This is a genomic window from Bacteroides celer (assembly GCF_002632415.2).
Lineage (GTDB): Bacteria > Bacteroidota > Bacteroidia > Bacteroidales > Bacteroidaceae > Bacteroides.
The window spans coordinates 2,471,017-2,489,756 of record NZ_CP178209.1; the positions used below are offsets into that span (position 1 = coordinate 2,471,017).

Annotated in this window: 10 protein-coding genes and 1 pseudogene; all 11 read left to right on the forward strand. The window is 42.4% G+C overall.

Features of this window, described 5'->3' with window-relative positions:
* The 11 genes and pseudogenes from CJF29_RS09830 (at nt 1) to CJF29_RS09880 (ending at nt 18,706) form a co-directional block, all read left to right on the forward strand.
* Nucleotides 1-1,551 (forward strand): RagB/SusD family nutrient uptake outer membrane protein, encoded by a 1,551-nt coding sequence (locus CJF29_RS09830; RefSeq protein WP_009039366.1) that lies wholly within the window; start codon nt 1-3, stop codon nt 1,549-1,551.
* Nucleotides 1,552-1,599: 48 nt separating this feature from the next.
* Nucleotides 1,600-3,642 (forward strand): fimbrillin family protein, encoded by a 2,043-nt coding sequence (locus tag CJF29_RS09835; protein ID WP_099147239.1) that lies wholly within the window; start codon nt 1,600-1,602, stop codon nt 3,640-3,642.
* A gap of 418 nt (nt 3,643-4,060) precedes the next feature.
* Nucleotides 4,061-4,651 (forward strand): annotated as a pseudogene (locus CJF29_RS09840) (reverse transcriptase domain-containing protein); the annotation flags it as partial.
* 763 nt (nt 4,652-5,414) lie between these two features.
* Nucleotides 5,415-6,215, forward strand: a complete 801-nt coding sequence (gene ltrA / locus CJF29_RS09845) for a group II intron reverse transcriptase/maturase (RefSeq protein WP_218014241.1) — start codon at nt 5,415-5,417, stop codon at nt 6,213-6,215.
* A 137-nt stretch (nt 6,216-6,352) separates the two neighbouring features.
* Nucleotides 6,353-6,685: a group II intron maturase-specific domain-containing protein gene (locus tag CJF29_RS09850; protein WP_198138550.1), complete on the forward strand. Its 333-nt coding sequence runs from the start codon at nt 6,353-6,355 to the stop codon at nt 6,683-6,685.
* Nucleotides 6,686-6,874: 189 nt separating this feature from the next.
* Nucleotides 6,875-8,119 (forward strand): alpha/beta hydrolase family protein, encoded by a 1,245-nt coding sequence (locus tag CJF29_RS09855; RefSeq protein WP_099147238.1) that lies wholly within the window; start codon nt 6,875-6,877, stop codon nt 8,117-8,119.
* Nucleotides 8,120-9,100: 981 nt separating this feature from the next.
* A complete protein-coding gene (locus CJF29_RS09860) occupies nt 9,101-12,418 on the forward strand; it encodes a SusC/RagA family TonB-linked outer membrane protein (RefSeq protein ID WP_099147237.1) in 3,318 nt (1,105 codons plus the stop codon).
* Between the two features lie 29 nt (nt 12,419-12,447).
* Nucleotides 12,448-14,037 carry a SusD family outer membrane lipoprotein NanU gene (gene nanU / locus CJF29_RS09865; protein ID WP_009039370.1) on the forward strand — a complete coding sequence of 530 codons (1,590 nt, stop codon included), beginning with the start codon at nt 12,448-12,450 and terminating at the stop codon, nt 14,035-14,037.
* Between the two features lie 183 nt (nt 14,038-14,220).
* A complete protein-coding gene (locus CJF29_RS09870) occupies nt 14,221-15,852 on the forward strand; it encodes a sialidase family protein (protein ID WP_099147236.1) in 1,632 nt (543 codons plus the stop codon).
* Nucleotides 15,853-15,875: 23 nt separating this feature from the next.
* Complete coding sequence (locus CJF29_RS09875) at nt 15,876-17,894, forward strand: family 20 glycosylhydrolase (RefSeq protein WP_099147235.1); 2,019 nt, start codon at nt 15,876-15,878, stop codon at nt 17,892-17,894.
* Nucleotides 17,895-18,040: 146 nt separating this feature from the next.
* Complete coding sequence (locus CJF29_RS09880; RefSeq protein ID WP_009039373.1) at nt 18,041-18,706, forward strand: SGNH/GDSL hydrolase family protein; 666 nt, start codon at nt 18,041-18,043, stop codon at nt 18,704-18,706.
* Nucleotides 18,707-18,740 lie beyond the last annotated feature (34 nt).

The window sequence follows — 18,740 nt, forward strand, 5'->3', positions numbered from 1 at the left end:
ATGAAAAAAATAAAATATACATTATTAGTGTTGTTGATAGGAGCTATGCAGTCTTGCGGTTATTTGGACTTGAGTCCGGTAGACTCCTACGGTATCAGTAATTACTGGAGTACCAAAGATCAGGCGGAACGCTTTGTGCGTGGCTTGCATTATCGTGTCCGTGAGCGTCAGGAAGTATTGTTCAAGATGGGTGAACTTAGAGGCGGGACTTTTTACGGCTCAAACTCTTCTTTGTTTAATCAGACTATTAGCGATGTGCCGGCTGTGACAAACAATCTTACTGAAGCTAATTATGTGATAAACAACTGGGGCAATTTCTATATGGACATTATGCAGATTAACCATGCCATCCAGTCCGTCCCCGGCAGTTCTGCCTTGAATGAAACAGAAAAGAACTATTATATGGGCGTGTTACACGGATTGAGAAGTTTTTATTACTTTCATCTATTCCGTACCTATGGCGGAGTTCCTCTGATTGAAACAGCACGCGTGATGGATGGTAGCTTTACTCCTTCCGACTTGAATCAGCCGCGGGCCAAGGAAGAAGAAGTCTATGATTTCCTTGTAAAGGACATCAAGGCATCGGAAGATTATTTCGCAGATGACGCATTTACCATCAATTCTACAGACAAAAGTTCTTATTGGAGCAAGGCGGCAACAAAAATGTTGAGAGCCGAAATCCTGTTGTGGGGATGTAAAGTAAAACCTATTGGCGGTACAAGCGTCTACTCAAAAAATATATCGGCCGATTTGGCAGCAGCCAAGCAAGCGTTGCAGGATATCATTGATTGCGGCAAGTATGGCTTTGCTTCCAAGACCAGCTTTGAGGACGTTTTTGATGTAACGAAGAAAGATAACAAAGAAATGATATTCGTTATCCGCTATATGCTGAATGAGAAAGAAAACTTCTTCAGCAAGTTCATGTATCCTACCAATACCAATCTGGTCGGTTTTGAAAATGCGGACGGTGTAGAGTACAAAGGTGACAATGTGAACCCATTGAAACTGAATGGTACTGCATCCAACTACCAGTATGCGAAAGATTTTTTTGATACATTCAGTGAAAACGATATCCGTCGTAGCGCCACTTTCTTTGATGTATATAAGGTAGACGGAGGAGCGGCAGCCATACTCTTGAATAAATATAAAGGGGAGTTGGACAATGACATACGCAAGTTTACAAACGACTGGCCTGTCTATCGCTATGCGGATTTGCAGTTACTACTGGCCGAAATTGTGGCATTGCAGGGAGGTGATCCTGCCGCTTACATCAATAGTGTCCGTGAGCGTGCATACGGTTCCGCTTATGCTGCCAATAAATACCCCCGTAGTGGTGAAACAGCGGAAGATGCAATTCTGGAAGAACGCTCCAAAGAGTTTGTAGGTGAAGGTAAGCGTTGGTATGACATTCGCCGTATGAAGAATGGAGAGTTGGCTAAGGCTCTTCAGATTAGCGTTTCGGGCGATCTTGTCGAGAAGCACTTGTTGTGGCCAGTAGATGCTACGGTAATGTCGAAAGACCCGTTGGTTAAGCAGACACCGGGTTACTAATCCGCCTGTCGGATTCATATCATTCATTAAAATTTAGATTATACAAAGATGAAAAAACAATATATATTTCCAGTCTTAGGATTTTGTGCAGCGTTTCTTGTCACTGCATGCAGTGACGATGACTATGCCCAGACGGATTTTACGCGTCCGGCGGGAGGAAATCAGATCTTCCTCAGTTGCCAGTCACAGTTGGGTGATAACAAGACAGTTTGGGCGGCAGATAGTAAAATTGGTTTCTTCTGCGAACAGACAAAAACAGTCAATCTTGTTGTGGGAGTTGCAGCTCCTTATGTGGGACAGACCGAGGGAATGTTCTACACACAGGTAGTGTGGGGCAAAGAAACGGGAGAACACACTTTCTATGCTTACATCCCTTATAATAAGGATAATACGTCAGCGAAAGCAGTGGCCGGAGTTTTGAGTAACTCGCAATTACAGTCGGGCACATCAAACGCTCATTTGACGAACACTGCCTTGATGTATGCGACGGCTAAGTCTGCTGAGGTGGAAACTGCTGTTCCGATGACCTTTAGACATGCATTGGGATATTTAGACATCAGTTGTAAGACATCGGTCAAGTATGTCGGTTGGAAAGTGAAGTCCATCGAGTTTTCTACGGAGGATGGCATTGCTTTGGCGGGTGATTATAAATTTGACCTTACTACCGGTCAGTTTGCTATAGCCGATGGCTCTTCAAAAATAGAGTTGAGAGTAGACAATGCTCCGGCACTCGTTGCGAACGGAGTATTTCACGGATATATGTCTATGAATCCTGTGGACTTGTCAGCGAAACAATGTAACGTAAAGGTAGCGATTGAAAAAGCAGGGGAGGACGATCTTAGCCTGACAGGCAGGATTGCTTCTGTCAATATACTTGCAGGTGACATTAACACATTGAATTTGGAACTGGACAATCTGACTGCCGCACTTTTGGAAGACTTATCCATTGATTTGAGTGCAACGGAAACGGCAAACTGCTATGTGGCAGGAAAGGCAGGGCAGGAATATCGCTTTAAGGCTACCGTTATGGGTAATGGAACGATTACTCCGGCAGTAGAAGGTGATGATACAAAGAAAGGTATCACTCCTTCGCCGTTAGCTCCTGCATCGGCTTCAATTCTTTGGCAAAGCGAAAGAAGCCTGATATCCGGTGTGAAACTGAAAAATGATTATATCTATTTTACCTTGAACGGTTCGGAAGAAACGGCGTTAAAGGCAGGTAATGCGGTTATTGCCGCTTATGATGGCGCAGGAACGATTGTATGGAGTTGGCATATTTGGGTTACAGATGTGGATTTGGATACTAAAGTGCAAACGTATACTGTGCATGCAGATTATAACACATACCCCACTTTTCAGTCACCTGTGATGATGGATCGTAACTTGGGTGCAACGGATGACAAGCTGTGGTCGGCAGCTACTGATCCTAAAGGTTCGCATGGTTTGTTCTATCAATGGGGGCGTAAAGACCCGATTATCGGCCCGAGTGATGATGCGGCAAATGCACACGCCACAGTTTATGATAAGGATAATGAGGTTGTAAGTTGGGACTTTACAGTTACAACATTGATTTCAAGAGAAGATATAGCCAAATATCCGATGAAATATATTAAGGGAGATAATTGGTTGAATGAAGACGCTTATGATTTATGGGGAAATTCAACAGTGTATGCTACTAGCGGTGGAGACAGCTCTACCGGTTCAAAGTCAATCTATGATCCATGTCCGCCGGGCTATCGTGTTCCTCATCCTTATGTGTGGAGTGGATTTACATCGACAGTCAGCGGTGGCAATCATAAAACTGGTGCTGTGACTACCAGTGCTTCAGGTGATATAACGAAACAGGGTGGCGTTACTTTTGCAAATGGCGGAACGGCTATTTATCCTAGTACCGGTTTTATCAATAACGGAGCATTGCAGCGGGTAGCTCCTGCAGGTAATGGATGCATCAGTCTATGGAGCAATGCCGCAACTAAAAAAGACTTCGGGGCACAGTTCTATTACGATGCTACGAATTGTAATACACCTAAAGGAAATAAGCGTACATTTGGTTTTGGTGTTCGTTGCATGAGAGACAATACTGCCAACTAGACACTTACTTTTCATTTCCATAAATCCTTGGCATGTTTTTGAAGAATCATGCCAAGGATTCTTTGTACGCTCGGCATGAGCATTATCTAACGGGTGTAAGTCCCGAGTAAGCCCTAATAGCGGGAATTACATAGCCTATGGCAATGGTGTCCATTGCGAGTTGGAATCAGAAGGAAGTCGGCAGCAAACATCTGACCTGACGAACAGAAACTTTATATAAGGCATTTGACTGGGGGTAAGGTTGCAAAGCGAACCAAAGCCCTATAGCTATTCGGAACGGTTGGTGTAAATGAAGCAGGTATAAGATGGAAAGATAATGCCCTTATCCGAGGAGGTCTCACGGACTAGTTTTTTTTACGAAATGTACGGAGTAAAGCTTGCCGTGAGAAGTCAGCAGAAGTTATAGTAGTGGAGTTATCAAAGAGATAGGACGGAATCCGAATGGTATGAGGGGGTGCAGACTTTCATGTGGATGACCGAAGACAACATCGTGGAAGTACCATTCGACAAGGAACATCTGTTTGAACTTATTCTTAGTCCCTCTAATCTGAATAAAGCCTATAAAGCAGTAGTCAGCAATAAAGGGTGTGGCGGTATCGACAAGATGTCATGCGAATAACTGTTTCCATGGCTTTTGGCTAATAAGGATGAGCTTATAATTTCCTTGTAAAACGGGACATATCGTCACAATCCTGTCCGCAGGGTTGAAATCCCTAAGGATAATGGCAAGAAACGCCTTTTGGGTATTCCTACCGTGGTAGACCGACTGGTACAACAAGCCATACACCAAGTTCTGACACCAATTTACGAGCGTCAGTTCTCCATGACAAGTTATGGGTTCCGTCCGAAAAGGGGCTGCCATGACGCACTACGAAGAGCGCAGAAGATAGTGGATGCGGGCTACAGATATGTAGTTGACCTTGATCTAGAGCGTTTCTTTGATACAGTCAGCCATAGCAAGCTGAGAGAAATACTCTGCCACACTATAAAGGATGGAAGGGTTGTGAGCCAAGACCAGAGTGACAAATCTAAAGAAATGCGGTGTCCTTGACTGGCAGGCGTATCAATGGGGTAACACTCGACTCGGGTATTGGCGTGTAGCACTCAGCCGTCTGCTTACATTCGCAATGTCTAACGATAAGTTGCGCAGAGCAGGTTATGCTAGCCTAATGGATTATTATCTCGAATGGTACCCAAAATAGGAACCGCCGTATGCGGAACCGCATGTACGGTGGTGGTGTGCTATGTAGAGTTTTCTTAAACTCATAACTGACATTTAGATGGAAGCAGACCTTCCACTATCGGTAAATAGGTATCGGTAGTAAACCGGCAAGTGCTGCTGTATCTGAAAAGATATTGTAGTGAACGACTTGTTAAAAGGCTATATAAAAAAAATATAGTCAGGTAGGCAGACAAAAGATGAACGGAAGTGAACCGCTGATGAAGCATCGAAATGTGCGTTAGACTACATCAGAACTTGGTTTTCACCACAAACCTTGGATAAGAATAAGAGATACCTATACTGCTGCTTATTCGATGTACGGTGTTAAGGCGGCATGATTTGTCTGTAGGCTAACTGTCGGAACATAGGAACCTGCTTTAGAATGTCAAAGGAAAATACACAAGTGGAAGAAACACAAGGTAGAAATACTGATGTCTGATGCAGGGGCGGATTACCTCGTAGTAGTGAAGAACTCTCTGTAATGGAGATGGAGCGAAGGGGGTAACTTATTCAAGCGAAATTGTATTGTACAACTTAAATTCCATTAAGGATGACACAAAAGCAAGGAGCAAAACCATTCGATATTGACCGATGGAAACTATATTACGCATACAAGCGTGTGAATCAAAATCGAGGTGGTTCAGGTGTTGACAACGTCACACTTGAAAAGTATAACAGTAATTTGAAAAGAAACTTATACAAACTATGGAATCGTATGAGTTCAGGGAGTTATGTTCCTAAACCTATCAGACTGGTTCAGATACCGAAGCCTGCAGGAGGAACGAGACCATTGGGTATCCCTACAGTGGAAGACAGGATTGCACAGATGCTTGTTGTTGAAATGATAGAACCTGAAATCGAGAAGATATTTCATGAAGATTCCTATGGTTATCGTCCCGACCGTTCTGCTCATGATGCACTTGGACGTGCAAGAGAGAGATGCTGGAAATATGCGTGGGTTTTGGATATGGACATCAGCAAATTCTTTGATACGATAGACCATCAGTTATTGATGAAAGCCGTAAAGCTTCATGTAAAAGAAAGATGGATAATATTATATATAGAAAGATGGCTCAAAGTCCCATATCAGAATGCAGACAAAAGTCTGATTGAAAGGACCTGCGGTGTACCCCAAGGTAGTGTTATAGGACCGATTCTTGCAAATCTCTTTCTGCATTACAGTTTTGACAGATGGATGCAGATACATCATCCTGAAATCCCTTTTGAGAGATATGCGGATGATACTGTATGTCATTGTCACAGTAAACAGGAAGCTGAATCCCTGTATGAAGAACTAATAATTAGGTTTAAGTCATGCAAATTAAGCCTGAATGAAGAAAAACAAAGATAGTATATTGCAAATCAAGTAGAAGAAATGAAAATCACTCTAATGTTACTTTTGATTTTCTCGGTCATACATTTCGACCATGTAAAACCATTCATAAAAGCTCCCGTAAAGCTTTTACAGGTTTCCAACCAAGAATAAGTATGAAGGCAACAACAAAAATCAGAGCTACCATGCGCTCATGGAATCTTAAGTCAAAATCTCATACTCCGCTGGACTGCATAGCTCAAATGGTTAACCCCATACTTCGAGGATGGGCAAATTATTATGGTAAATATGGTGGAAAATCTTTTCAAAAATTACTTCGGTACTTCGATTTATTACTTGCAAAATGGGCAAAAGCTAAATATAAAACCTTTAGACGCAAGCCCATGTACGTAATATTGAAATGGCTTGGGAACATTGCAGAAAGGGATGCTATTTTCTATCATTGGCAAATAGGTCTCAAACCAGCCAAAGGTACGATAAAGTTATAAGGTTGAATAAGAAGAGCCGTGTGATAGGAGACTATCACGCACGGTTCTGTGAGAGATTTAAGGTGGAACTCCTTTTATCTACTCGACTGAGAGGTCGGAAATCGAGTAGGAGGAAAACGAAGTAGTTTTCTTCCTACTCGATTTCAGTATAAAGGATGATAAGATAACTTTTATAATACAGGCATTACAATGAAAAAGAACATAATAGCTGTTTTGTTATTACTATTGGTGCATGCCAACAGTCTTGCTCAAATTCCTGATGTGACAGGAAGCGAACATACTATCATTCAATCAGAAAGACAAGACGGACGATTCCTGAGTACCTATGGAGTTGTCCATGCAATGCTCGCGAACATAAAACCGGAATGTGCATTTCAGCCGGATATGACTGCCGAAGAATTCCGTGAATGGCAGCATAAAGTACGGAAGTCAATGCAGGAAATCATGAAATTTCCCGAAGTGAAAGATATGCCGTCGCCTAAACGGCTGTACAGCAAACAACGTGACGGTTACAAACTGGAGAAATGGGAATTTTATCCTTTGTCCCAATGTGTATCCACCTTTTTAGTCCTGATACCCGATTCTTTACAGCGGCCTGTTCCCGCCATTCTATGTATCCCCGGTTCAGGTGGTAGTAAAGAAGGGCTGGCGGGAGAACCGGGAGTTGCTCCGAAACTGAATGATGATTATCAGAATCCCAAGGTAACAATGGCACGCAACTTTGCGAAGGCGGGCTATGTAGCAGTAGCCGTAGACAATCCGGCAGCCGGTGAATCCTCGGATTTGGAACGCTATGCACGCGGAAGGAATTATAACTATGATTTAGTGTCACGCATCTTATTGGAATTGGGGTGGAGTTATCTCGGATATACTTCTTATCTTGATATGCAAGTTCTTCAATGGATGAAAACGCAGTCCTATATCCGTAAAGACCGGATTATTGTAAGCGGTTTTTCTTTGGGGACAGAACCTTTGATTGTATTAGGGACACTGGATACATCCATCTACGCCTTTGTTTATAATGATTTTCTGTGTCATACACAAGAACGGGCATTGGTTATGACTGCTCCAGACAAGACGGGTATACGACCTTTTCCAAATTCTATCCGCCATTTGATACCGGACTTCTGGCGTAAATTTAATTTCCCGGATATTGTAGCCTCTTTGGCTCCCCGTCCTGTTATATTAACGGAAGGCGGACTGGATCGCGATTTGGATTTAGTACGTGCCGCTTATAAGATGACCGGACGTTTGGAGAATGTCGAGATACATCATTATCCAAAATACGCTGATCCGCATAATCGAACAGACATAAAGGCACTGCCGGAAGGGCTCGATAGGAATGAGTTTTATAAACTGGTGAATGTGGACGGGGCCAATCATTATTTTAAGTCGGAGTTGATACTTCCTTGGTTGAAAAAACATCTTGAATAGATTGTGATATCTATCACTAAGGTAATAAAATATCTATCATACTATCATTCATTTTTATATTGTTCTCATTATTAAAACAATACATACGATAGATACATTTATCAAAAGGTATCTATCATTATTTCTCCAGTAAAAACAGGGTATCTATCATTAATAAAACAGTCTAATGGAAGGAGAAAAATCATAAAATGGCTTGTTTTTGTTGAAATGAATCCATATAAAGCGGATTATAATGGCTTAATAACCCGATTTGAGTGGCACTAAGTTTATAGCCCACGGTTGTGTGCTGTAGAGCCTGCATATGTGGGCTGTATGGTTTACATATGTGTGCTGTTCAGTTTGCATATGTGGGCTATAAAAAGACGACCGTTTCTAATAGATTATTAAGTAGCTAAACGTTGGTAATATATGAGATTTGTGGTGTTTATTTCTACTGGCTCATATTAATGATGCGGTTCTGTTTATGCTGTTTGTCATTATACGAGTAATCGAACTCATTAGCTTTGTCTTTCTAAGAATCTAATAGGCATAGTTTTTCTAATGTATAAATGGTTTTCTTGATAAGTTTTAATGGATGGCGGTTTCTGATAAATGCCTAAGTTCGATTAGAACTTATCTTCCGGAAATACTTATGGTTTCTTCATACAAATTCGACTATTATAATTGCAATATGAAAAAATAACTTCAAAAGAAATACCTATTATCTACTTGATGTATGAATATTTGTTTAGCGTATTAGCAAGGTGATTTATTAAACAAAATGATGTTTAACAGCATATGTAAATAAAATAATTTATTAATTCATTTGCTGTTATTAATAATATTTGTATATTTGCAGCGTCTTAAGAAATAGATGCTGAAAGTTAACAATAAAATTGTCAATGAAGCAGAAGTAATTCTAATATATAAATCACTTAAGTTCTAATCGAACTTAGGTGAGAAGTGTGAATAAACCTTTTTTATTAACTAAAAGTAATACTTATGAAAAAAAACATCTTTTTGTTGATGTTGTGCTTATTTGGCTTGATAGGGGCTATGGCGCAGACTAAAACTGCTACAGGTGTGGTTACTGATCAGGCGGGTGAGGCCGTTATTGGTGCGTCCGTGATTGTGAAAGGTACCACGAACGGTACCATTACGGATCTTGATGGTAAATTTACCTTAGGCAATGTGAAAAACGGAGATATTATCCAAATATCATTTGTCGGTTATAAAACGCAGGAAATTAAGTTTGCCGGACAAACGTTGAATGTCATCTTACACGATGACACAGAAGTTTTGGATGAAGTGGTGGTTACAGGTTATGGTGGTTCTCAGAAACGTGCGACGTTGACGACTGCAATCTCAAAACTGGACAACTCTGTTTTGAAAAATGCAGCGTTCAGCAATGCAGGGCAGTCTTTGCAAGGATCTGTAACAGGGCTTCGGGTGGTAAACACTACCGGTCAACCGGGTACGAATCCGGATATTACATTACGTGGTGGGGCGACTATCACTGGTGACAACAGTAATGCTTTGGTTGTTGTGGACGGTATAGTACGTAATAGTATGTCGGATGTTAATCCTTCTGATATTGAATCTATCCAAATTTTGAAAGATGCGGCTTCTACGGCTATTTACGGGGCTCGCGCGAACGGTGGTGTTATCTTGATTGAAACGAAAAGTGGAAAGGAAGGAAAAACTTCAGTTAATTATAAGTTCAAGATAGGCAAAAATTTCACTCGTAAGGGATATGAATTTGTAAATGCGGAAGATTATATCTATTATAATCGTTTGGGTATGCTTCGTACCAACCAGGCAAGGGATGGACGTATGGGCACATACAATGTAGATGCACAAGCTGGATATGGCGTAGGGAATGCATTGTACGATATTCGTTATTTGACGGATGAAACAGCTCATCTTCAGAATGAAGGATGGTCTGTAATGAACGACCCGTACTATGACGGAAAGCAGATTTTATTTAGAGATTACAACGGGCAGTTGGATGATGAGGTATTTAGCAGCAGTGCCATTACGCAAGACCATTACCTTAATATTACAGGTGGTAATGATAAAAGCACCTTTGCGAGCAGCTTGGGGTACTATAATGAAGATGGTATGATTAAAGGAACGGGGTTCAAACGTTTCAGTGGATCGTTTAACGGATCGTATAAGATTTTTCCGATATTAAATATCAAAGCCGGTGTTTCTTATGTATGGTCTACCCGACCGGAATTATGGATCGGTACTTATGAATTCTTTTATCGTACCCGTTCGCAGCGTCCTACATGGAATCCTTGGATGGAAGACGGAACTCCTGCCTCAGGGGGTGGCACTGGGGATGGTAATCCGGCTTACTATCGTGATTTGCTGACCCAAAAGAACAGTACAGCACGTGCCACATACAATATCGGCTTTACGTTGGATATTCTTCCAAAGGAACTGGTTTTGAACGGAAACGCTTCTTTATTGAACTATCAGTATCAGAGAGAAAAATTTGACAAGGCCTATCAAACACAGACAGCTTCTACGCCCAATACAACTCGCAATGCGGAAGCTTGGATTCAAAAATACAATCAGATTCAGCTTAATGCTTCATTGACATATACCAAGACGTTTGCCGAAAAGCATAATTTGGATGCAATGATTGGCGGAGAGTATTATACTTACAATCAATTTGATTTTGAAGCTAAGACACAAGGTTCTCCTACGGACGATGTCCCGACCTTGAATGTTGGTTCTGAAAGGACTTTCACTCGTACCGAAAAAACGGCTTATCGCATTCTTTCTGGTTTCGGTCGTGTCAATTATAACTACAATATGAAATATCTGTTGTCTTTTACAGCTCGTTATGACGGAATTTCTCGTTTGAAAGACAATCGTTGGGGATTCTTCCCGGGAGTATCTGTAGGGTGGAATATTATGGAAGAAGATTTTTGGAAAGAATCCAAAGTGTCCGACATCGTTTCTAATTTGAAACCGCGTCTCAGTTATGGTGTGAATGGTAATGTAAATGGTATCGGAAATTATGAAGTCTATGGAGAATACGCACAGGTGGATGCTAAAACTTATGGTGGGGCGACAGCTCTTTATAATAAAAAATTGCTCAATACCAACCTGCGGTGGGAACAGAGTCAGACCTTTGAGGTGGGATTGGATATCGGATTCCTGCAGAACAGACTTTCTTTTATTCTCGACTTCTACAGCCGTCGGACAAAGGATTTGCTGACCAAACAAGCATTGCCTGGATATACCGGATTCTCGGATATTGTAACGAATATGGGTACGTTGCGCAACTCCGGTTTCGAAGCGGAAGTGAAAGCAAATATCATCAACAAGGGTGGTTTCACATGGGATATGACTGCGAATATCACTTCTGTTGCCAACAAGATAATTTCATTACCTTATAACAATGTTGAGAACAACCGCGTAGGCGGTTATGAAGTAGCGGCTGGTAAAGTAGATGCTGATGGCAAGTTTCCGACCAAATGGATTGCCGGTCGTCAGGAAGGCGGTAAACTGGGAGAACTGGTTGGATACAGACAGCAGCATGTTTTCAAAGACTGGGATGACGTAAAGCAACACGCAAATTTACGTGTGGATGAAGTTGCCAACTTGTATGGTCCCGGACTGGCTGATCAGATCAACCCCGCTACCGGAAAGACTTATAAGGAATCTTCGGGATGGCAACCTATTGAGCCGGGTGACGCTTGTTGGGAGGATATCAACGGTGATAATATTATTAACGGTTACGACCGTTCCGTAATGGGTAATATCTTCCCGAATGTCACGGGTGGTTTCTCTACTACATTCGGATATAAAGGTCTGTCACTCTATGCCCGTTTCGACTATGCTTTGGGGCACACCTTATACAATGACTTGAAAGCGCGTTCGTTGGGACAATATCAGGGGCAATTCAATATCATTACGGATGTGAAAGATATGTGGAGCGAAGCAAATCCGAACTCAGACCTTACGAAGTTCTACTATGCCGACCAGTTGGCAAAGAAGAATATTACCCGTTCGAATAATGCTTCTACTGCAGCCGACAACAACAGCTCCCGTTATTATGAAAAGGGTGATTATCTGGCTTTGCGCGAAATCACATTGAGCTATCAGTTGCCGAAATCGCTTATTAGCAAGGCGCACTTGACAGAAGCATCTGTGTACGTCACCGGACAGAACTTATTCTATATCACCGGATATGATGGTGTATCTCCTGAACCAGCTGTATCGACTACATATGGTCGTGGTATTGACAATGGACGTTATCCTACTCCGAGAACATTTTTGTTCGGTTTATCTCTAACATTCTAATTTAACAGGACTCAAAAAGGAATAGAATTATGAAAAATATATTCAAATATTTATGGGTAAGTGCAGCTTTGCTGCCTTTCCTGACAGGATGTAACTCTTTGGATCTGGAGTCGGAAAGTACGATAACCGATGCCAACTATTGGAAGAGTGACACGCATTTCAGTGCTTTCAACGTTGGTCTGCATGCACAACTCAGAGAGCGTTCGTACAATTTCTTTATATTAGGTGAACCTCGTGCTGATATCTATGGTGATGCACCGTTCGGTGGTGAGGCAACTCAGGGCATGGAAATCTTCCCCGCCAATTCGCTGAACAGGGAGAACGTAGGGCTCAGTAATTTTGCTAATTTGTACGGAGTTATCAATCAGATAAATCTGATGATTGCCAAAACGGAAGATACTGGATTGCTGCCCGAAGCCACCAAAAAATATTATTTGGGAGAGGCCTATGGGATGCGTGCTTTTCTTTACTTTCACTTGCTCCGCTCATGGGGAGATGTCATTCTGCATTTGACTTACACCAGTGGTTCGACCATTGATTTGGCAAATATCCAAAAGGCTGCTTCGCCGGCAACGGAAGTGATGGCCCATATCAAAGAAGACATTACTGCGTCTGAGACGGCATTTAATGGTGATTATTCCTACAAATATGGAAAACATTACTGGTCGTTGGGAGCTACAAAAATGTTGAAAGGTGAAGTATACTTGTGGAGTGGCAAGCAGATGGGTGGTGGTGAAGCCGACTACCGTACTGCTAAAACGGCTTTGCAGGAAGTGGATAATTGTCCGGGTATCGATTTGGAAGATAACTTTACCAATGTTTTCGCCTATGCGAACAAGAAAAATAAAGAAATAATCTTCACCATTCATAATGGACGTGATGAATATAACATGTGGAATGGTAGTTTTAGAGGTAATCTTGTCCCTCAGCAAGCTTACATGACTTCCGGCAGTTATTTTGATGAGAACGGAGTTTCTTTTGCCGAAACGAAAGATGCTGAACTGAATGGTTTGATAAGATTTCAGATTAAAAAAGATTTTTATAATAAGGTATTCCGTGAAGGCGATACCCGTAAAGCAGGTTCTGTGAAAGCTGTTTATATGAAAGAGGGGGAAAACTTGGTATATAAGGCTTGTATCCCTTATAAATTTCAAGGAACAATGTTGCCCGGTGGTTCAGAGCGTGCATGGTTAGATGATTACCCTATTTATCGCTATGCAGACTGTTTGTTACTTCTTGCAGAGGCTAAAGCTTTGTTAGGTGAAGATATTGCTACGGAAATTAACACTGTTCGTAGACGTGCATACGGTGAGACCTATTTCGAGGCAAATAAAGCAACGGTGGCCTATCCGAATGAAAAAGGCGGTGAATTTTATTCCGGCAATCCGTTTGTGGCAGGTGATGATGACCCTATTGAAGCAGTCTTGAAAGAACGTTTGCGCGAATTGATGTATGAAGGAAAACGCTGGTATGATATACGTACTTTGGGTTATACGGCAAAATATTCTACAGCAAATGAAAAGCGGCTGCTATGGCCGATTGATGCCAATACACTGACCAATAATAGAGAGCTGGGGCAGACTGAAGGTTATCTCACCAGTGGAGAAGGTGAAGAATAATAATACTTCAGGTTGATAATCGAATAAAAACAAGAGGACGTATGTGTGGTTTAGCATATGCGTTCTCGCTTTTGTAATAGATGGTTTATTAATCGTGTGTTTTATAATAAATTATTTTATTAAATATGGAGGAAATTCGTTATAATTTTATATATTTGCAGCATGAAACATTTAAATAATACCATGAAAAAGAATCTATTTCTATCCATTATCTTTTCTTTCTGTGTGATTTTGCAGTCAGTTGCATCGGATACTGTATTTGTACGTGAAACTCAGATTCCAGTTTTGATTGAACGACAAGACAATGTATTGTTTATGTTGCGTTTGAACGCAAAAGAGAGTCGTGTTTTGGATGAAGTGGTTTTAAATTTTGGCAAAGATGTGAATGTGGCGGATATACAGTCTGTCAAGTTATATTATAGCGGTACGGAAGCCAGACAGAATAATGGAAAGAATTTCTTTGCTCCCGTGTCCTATATTTCCAGTCATACGCCGGGGAAGACATTGGCGGCAAATCCTTCCTATTCGGTTCATAAATCGCAAGTGGATAACCCAAAGCGGAAAGTTACATTGAAAGCCGACCAGAAACTTTTCTCCGGAATCAACTATTTCTGGATTAGTTTGCAGATGAAGCTGGGTGCTTCCTTGCTCGATAAGGTTTCGGTTGATATTGTAACAGTCAAGGTGGATGGTAAAGCTGCCCTTGTACATTCCGTTTCATCGGAAAATATAGCTCATAGGGTAGGAGTAGGAGTACGTCATGCCGGTGACGACGGTTCGGCAGCCTTCCGCATTCCGGGATTGGTAACTACCAATAAGGGGACATTGCTGGGTGTATATGATGTACGTTACAATAGCAGCGTTGATTTGCAGGAACATGTAGACGTAGGCTTGAGCCGTAGCGTAGACGGTGGCAAAAGTTGGGAGAAAATGCGTTTGCCTCTGGCTTTCGGTGAAACGGGCGACCTGCCTGCTGCACAGAATGGTGTCGGCGACCCTTCGATTCTGGTAGATACCAAGACCAACACAGTATGGGTAGTGGCAGCCTGGACACACGGAATGGGTAATCAGCGTGCCTGGTGGAGCTCCTATCCGGGAATGGATATGAATCATACAGCCCAGTTAGTGTTGTCAAAGAGTACGGATGACGGTAAAACGTGGTCTAAGCCCATCAATATAACAGAACAGGTGAAAGACCCTTCCTGGTATTTCCTACTGCAAGGGCCTGGACGCGGTATCACCATGCAGGATGGCACACTGGTATTCCCGATTCAGTTTATTGACTCTACCCGTGTTCCGAATGCGGGAATCATGTATAGCAAAGACCGTGGCGAGACATGGAAAATCCATAACTATGCACGTACCAATACTACAGAAGCCCAAGTGGCGGAAGTAGAACCGGGCGTACTGATGCTGAATATGAGAGATAACCGGGGTGGTAGCCGTGCTGTTTCCACTACTAAGGATTTTGGTAAGACTTGGACGGAACATCCCTCTTCCCGCAAAGCTTTGCAGGAACCGGTTTGTATGGCAAGCCTGATTAGCGTAAAAGCGAAAGACAATGCATTAAATAAGGATATTCTCTTATTCTCCAATCCGAATACGGTAAAAGGCCGTCACCACATCACAATCAAGGCCAGTCTGGACGGTGGCATCACCTGGCTGCCCGAACATCAGGTGATGTTGGACGAAGGTGAAGGATGGGGATATTCTTGTCTGACGATGATTGATAAAGAGACGGTTGGCATACTGTATGAAAGTAGTGTAGCCCACATGACTTTCCAGGCTGTCCGGCTGAAGGATATAATAAAATAGAGATATACACACGACCTGTAATCATGAAAAACAAATTAATATTATTCATATATTTTATAATTAACTTATACACAGTTTCAGTGGTAAAAGCAGGTGCTTGCCACCTGCTCCCCCAACCACAAAAGTTTACCCCCTCTCATACCTGTTTTCAAGTGAATAATGTGCGGCTTTCCACTCCTGTGCTTCAGCAGGAGTGGGAAGCTTTTGTCTTTGAAATGAGAGGGACTCTCTCGCCGAAAGCAACTGGTAGCATTGATGTGAAACTGTTGCCTTCTCTTCCCGGAATACCGATGAATCAGGAGGAAGCCTACCGACTGAACATCACAAAGAAGCGGATAACCGTTGAGGCCGTGACTGAACGTGGCGTTTATTGGGCCATGCAGACTTTAAGGCAACTGGCAGACACAAGAAACTCGAAAACACAGATTCGGGGAGCTGAAATCATCGACTGGCCTGCTTTCCGTATTCGTGGCTTTATGCAGGATGTAGGACGGAGTTACATTTCACTCGAAGAACTCAAACGTGAAATCGCCGTACTTGCCAAGTTCAAAATCAATGTCTTCCACTGGCATCTGACTGAGAATCAATCATGGCGTCTGGAAAGCAAGATATTCCCGATGTTGAACGATAGCGCAAACACCACCCGGATGCCCGGCAAATATTACACGCTGGAAGAAGTCAAAGAACTGGTCGCATTCTGTAAGGCACATCACGTGATGTTGATTCCTGAAATAGATATGCCGGGACACAGCGCTGCCTTTATACGTACCTTCCGCCACGATATGCAAAGCCCCGAAGGGATGAAGATATTGAAACTCCTGTTGGATGAAGTCTGTGAAACGTTTGATGTACCTTATTTGCATATCGGCACGGATGAAGTGCAGTTTACCAATTCCCGTTTTGTACCCGAAATGGTAGCCTACGTGCATTCCAAAGGCAAGAAAGTGGTTTCCTGGAATCCGGGCTGGCACTACAAACCCCGAGAAATAGACATGACCCAGCTATGGAGTTACCGTGGAAAGGCGCAGGAAGGTATTCCCGCCATTGATTCACGTTTCCATTATCTGAACCATTTTGATACCTTTGGTGATATCATCGCATTGTACAACAGCCGTATATATAATAAGGAACAAGGAAGCGATGACCTTGCAGGAACCATTCTGGCTATCTGGAATGATCGGTTGGTCAACACCGAATGGGAGATGATTATTGAAAATAATTTCTATCCCAACATGCTGGCTATGGCAGAGCGTGCCTGGAAAGGCGGCGGAACGGAATATTTTGATAAGAGCGGAACAATACTTCCCACAGACGAGCAATCAGAGTTGTTCAGGAACTTCGCCGATTTTGAACGCCGTCTGTTATGGCATAAGGAACACACCTTTGCCGGTTATCCCTTTGCCTATGTCCGTCAGACAAATGTGAAATGGAACATTACGGACGCTTTTCCGAATGAAGGGGATTTGGCAAAGGTCTTCCCGCCGGAAGAAGCCTTGCAGGATAGTTACAGCTATGAAGGAAAGACCTATCGGGTACGTCCCGCTATTGGTGCCGGAATCTATCTCCGTCATGTGTGGGGCACCCTTATCCCCGGATTCTATAAAGAACCGGAAGAGAACCATACAGCTTATGCCTATACCTATGTTTATTCGCCGATAGAACAGACAGTAGGCTTGTGGGCTGAATTTCAGAATTACGGACGTTCGGAAGCCGACCTTCCCCCTTTGCAGGGAAAATGGGACTATAAGGGAAGCCGTATCTGGATAAATGGAAAGGAAATTATCCCTCCTGTCTGGACAGCCACCCACCGGACTAAGAGTAATGAAATAGCTTTAGGCAACGAGAATTGTGTAGCGCGTCCCCCTTTGGAAGTGCATCTGCAAAAAGGATGGAACAAAGTACTTCTGAAATTGCCGGTAGGAAAGTTCGTTACCCCCGAAGTACGGTTGGTGAAATGGATGTTCACCACTGTCTTTGTCACTCCCGACGGGCAGAAGGCGGTGGACGGACTCATTTACTCACCGGATAAAACACTAAAGTGACCTGTCAATCAGAAGGGAGATATTTATGGATATGCCATGAGCTGATTTGAATATGCTATAATGAAAAACGGATATGCTATAATGAAAACTGAATATGCTGTAATGAAAAAAAAAGATATACTAATGAGTAAATAAAAGGAATAACCATGAGGAAGAACTTTTTTTTAGCGGTCATATTGACCCTGTCTTTGGCATGCCATGCGCAGGAACGCAAATATTCTACGTTTTATTACCAGCGTGCCACGTTGTTTGAAGAACTGCCTGTCACTTCCAATGACATTATTTTCTTGGGAAACAGCATCACGAACGGCGCCGAATGGTCGGAGCTGTTTCATAACAAACATATCAAGAACCGCGGAATCAGTGGTGATATCTGCATGGGAGTATATGACCGCTTGGATGCTATCCTGAAAGGTAAACCAGCTAAGATATTTCTTCTGATAGGCATAAATGACGTTAGCCGGGGAACTTCTGCCGATACCATTATAGCCCGTATCGGCATGATTGCCCAGAAGATAAAGGCGGATTCGCCGAAGACGAAGCTATATCTGCAAAGTGTTCTTCCGTTGACCGACCATTACGGTATGTTCAAAGGGCATACTTTGCGTTGGCAGGTCATTCCCGAAATCAATAAAGGATTAGTCCGTCTCGCAGAAAAAGAAGGAGCGACTTATATAGATTTGTACTCTCATTTTGTAGACGAGGAAACCGGAAAGATGAATACTGCTTACACGAATGACGGACTGCATCTTCTTGGAAAAGGGTATCGGAAATGGGTGGAGATTGTAAAACCTTACATCGGAAAGAAATAAAAGTCAGGAAAATAAAAGTCGAAAAGAAATACAT

Excerpts from the sequence above, each read along its gene's own strand:
- CJF29_RS09830 (WP_009039366.1), top strand. The coding sequence starts at position 1 with ATGAAAAAAATAAAATATACATTATTAGTGTTGTTGATAGGAGCTATG.
- CJF29_RS09835 (WP_099147239.1), top strand. The coding sequence starts at position 1,600 with ATGAAAAAACAATATATATTTCCAGTCTTAGGATTTTGTGCAGCGTTT.
- ltrA (WP_218014241.1), top strand. The coding sequence starts at position 5,415 with ATGACACAAAAGCAAGGAGCAAAACCATTCGATATTGACCGATGGAAA.
- CJF29_RS09850 (WP_198138550.1), top strand. The coding sequence starts at position 6,353 with ATGAAGGCAACAACAAAAATCAGAGCTACCATGCGCTCATGGAATCTT.
- CJF29_RS09855 (WP_099147238.1), top strand. The coding sequence starts at position 6,875 with ATGAAAAAGAACATAATAGCTGTTTTGTTATTACTATTGGTGCATGCC.
- CJF29_RS09860 (WP_099147237.1), top strand. The coding sequence starts at position 9,101 with ATGAAAAAAAACATCTTTTTGTTGATGTTGTGCTTATTTGGCTTGATA.
- nanU (WP_009039370.1), top strand. The coding sequence starts at position 12,448 with ATGAAAAATATATTCAAATATTTATGGGTAAGTGCAGCTTTGCTGCCT.
- CJF29_RS09870 (WP_099147236.1), top strand. The coding sequence starts at position 14,221 with ATGAAAAAGAATCTATTTCTATCCATTATCTTTTCTTTCTGTGTGATT.
- CJF29_RS09875 (WP_099147235.1), top strand. The coding sequence starts at position 15,876 with ATGAAAAACAAATTAATATTATTCATATATTTTATAATTAACTTATAC.
- CJF29_RS09880 (WP_009039373.1), top strand. The coding sequence starts at position 18,041 with ATGAGGAAGAACTTTTTTTTAGCGGTCATATTGACCCTGTCTTTGGCA.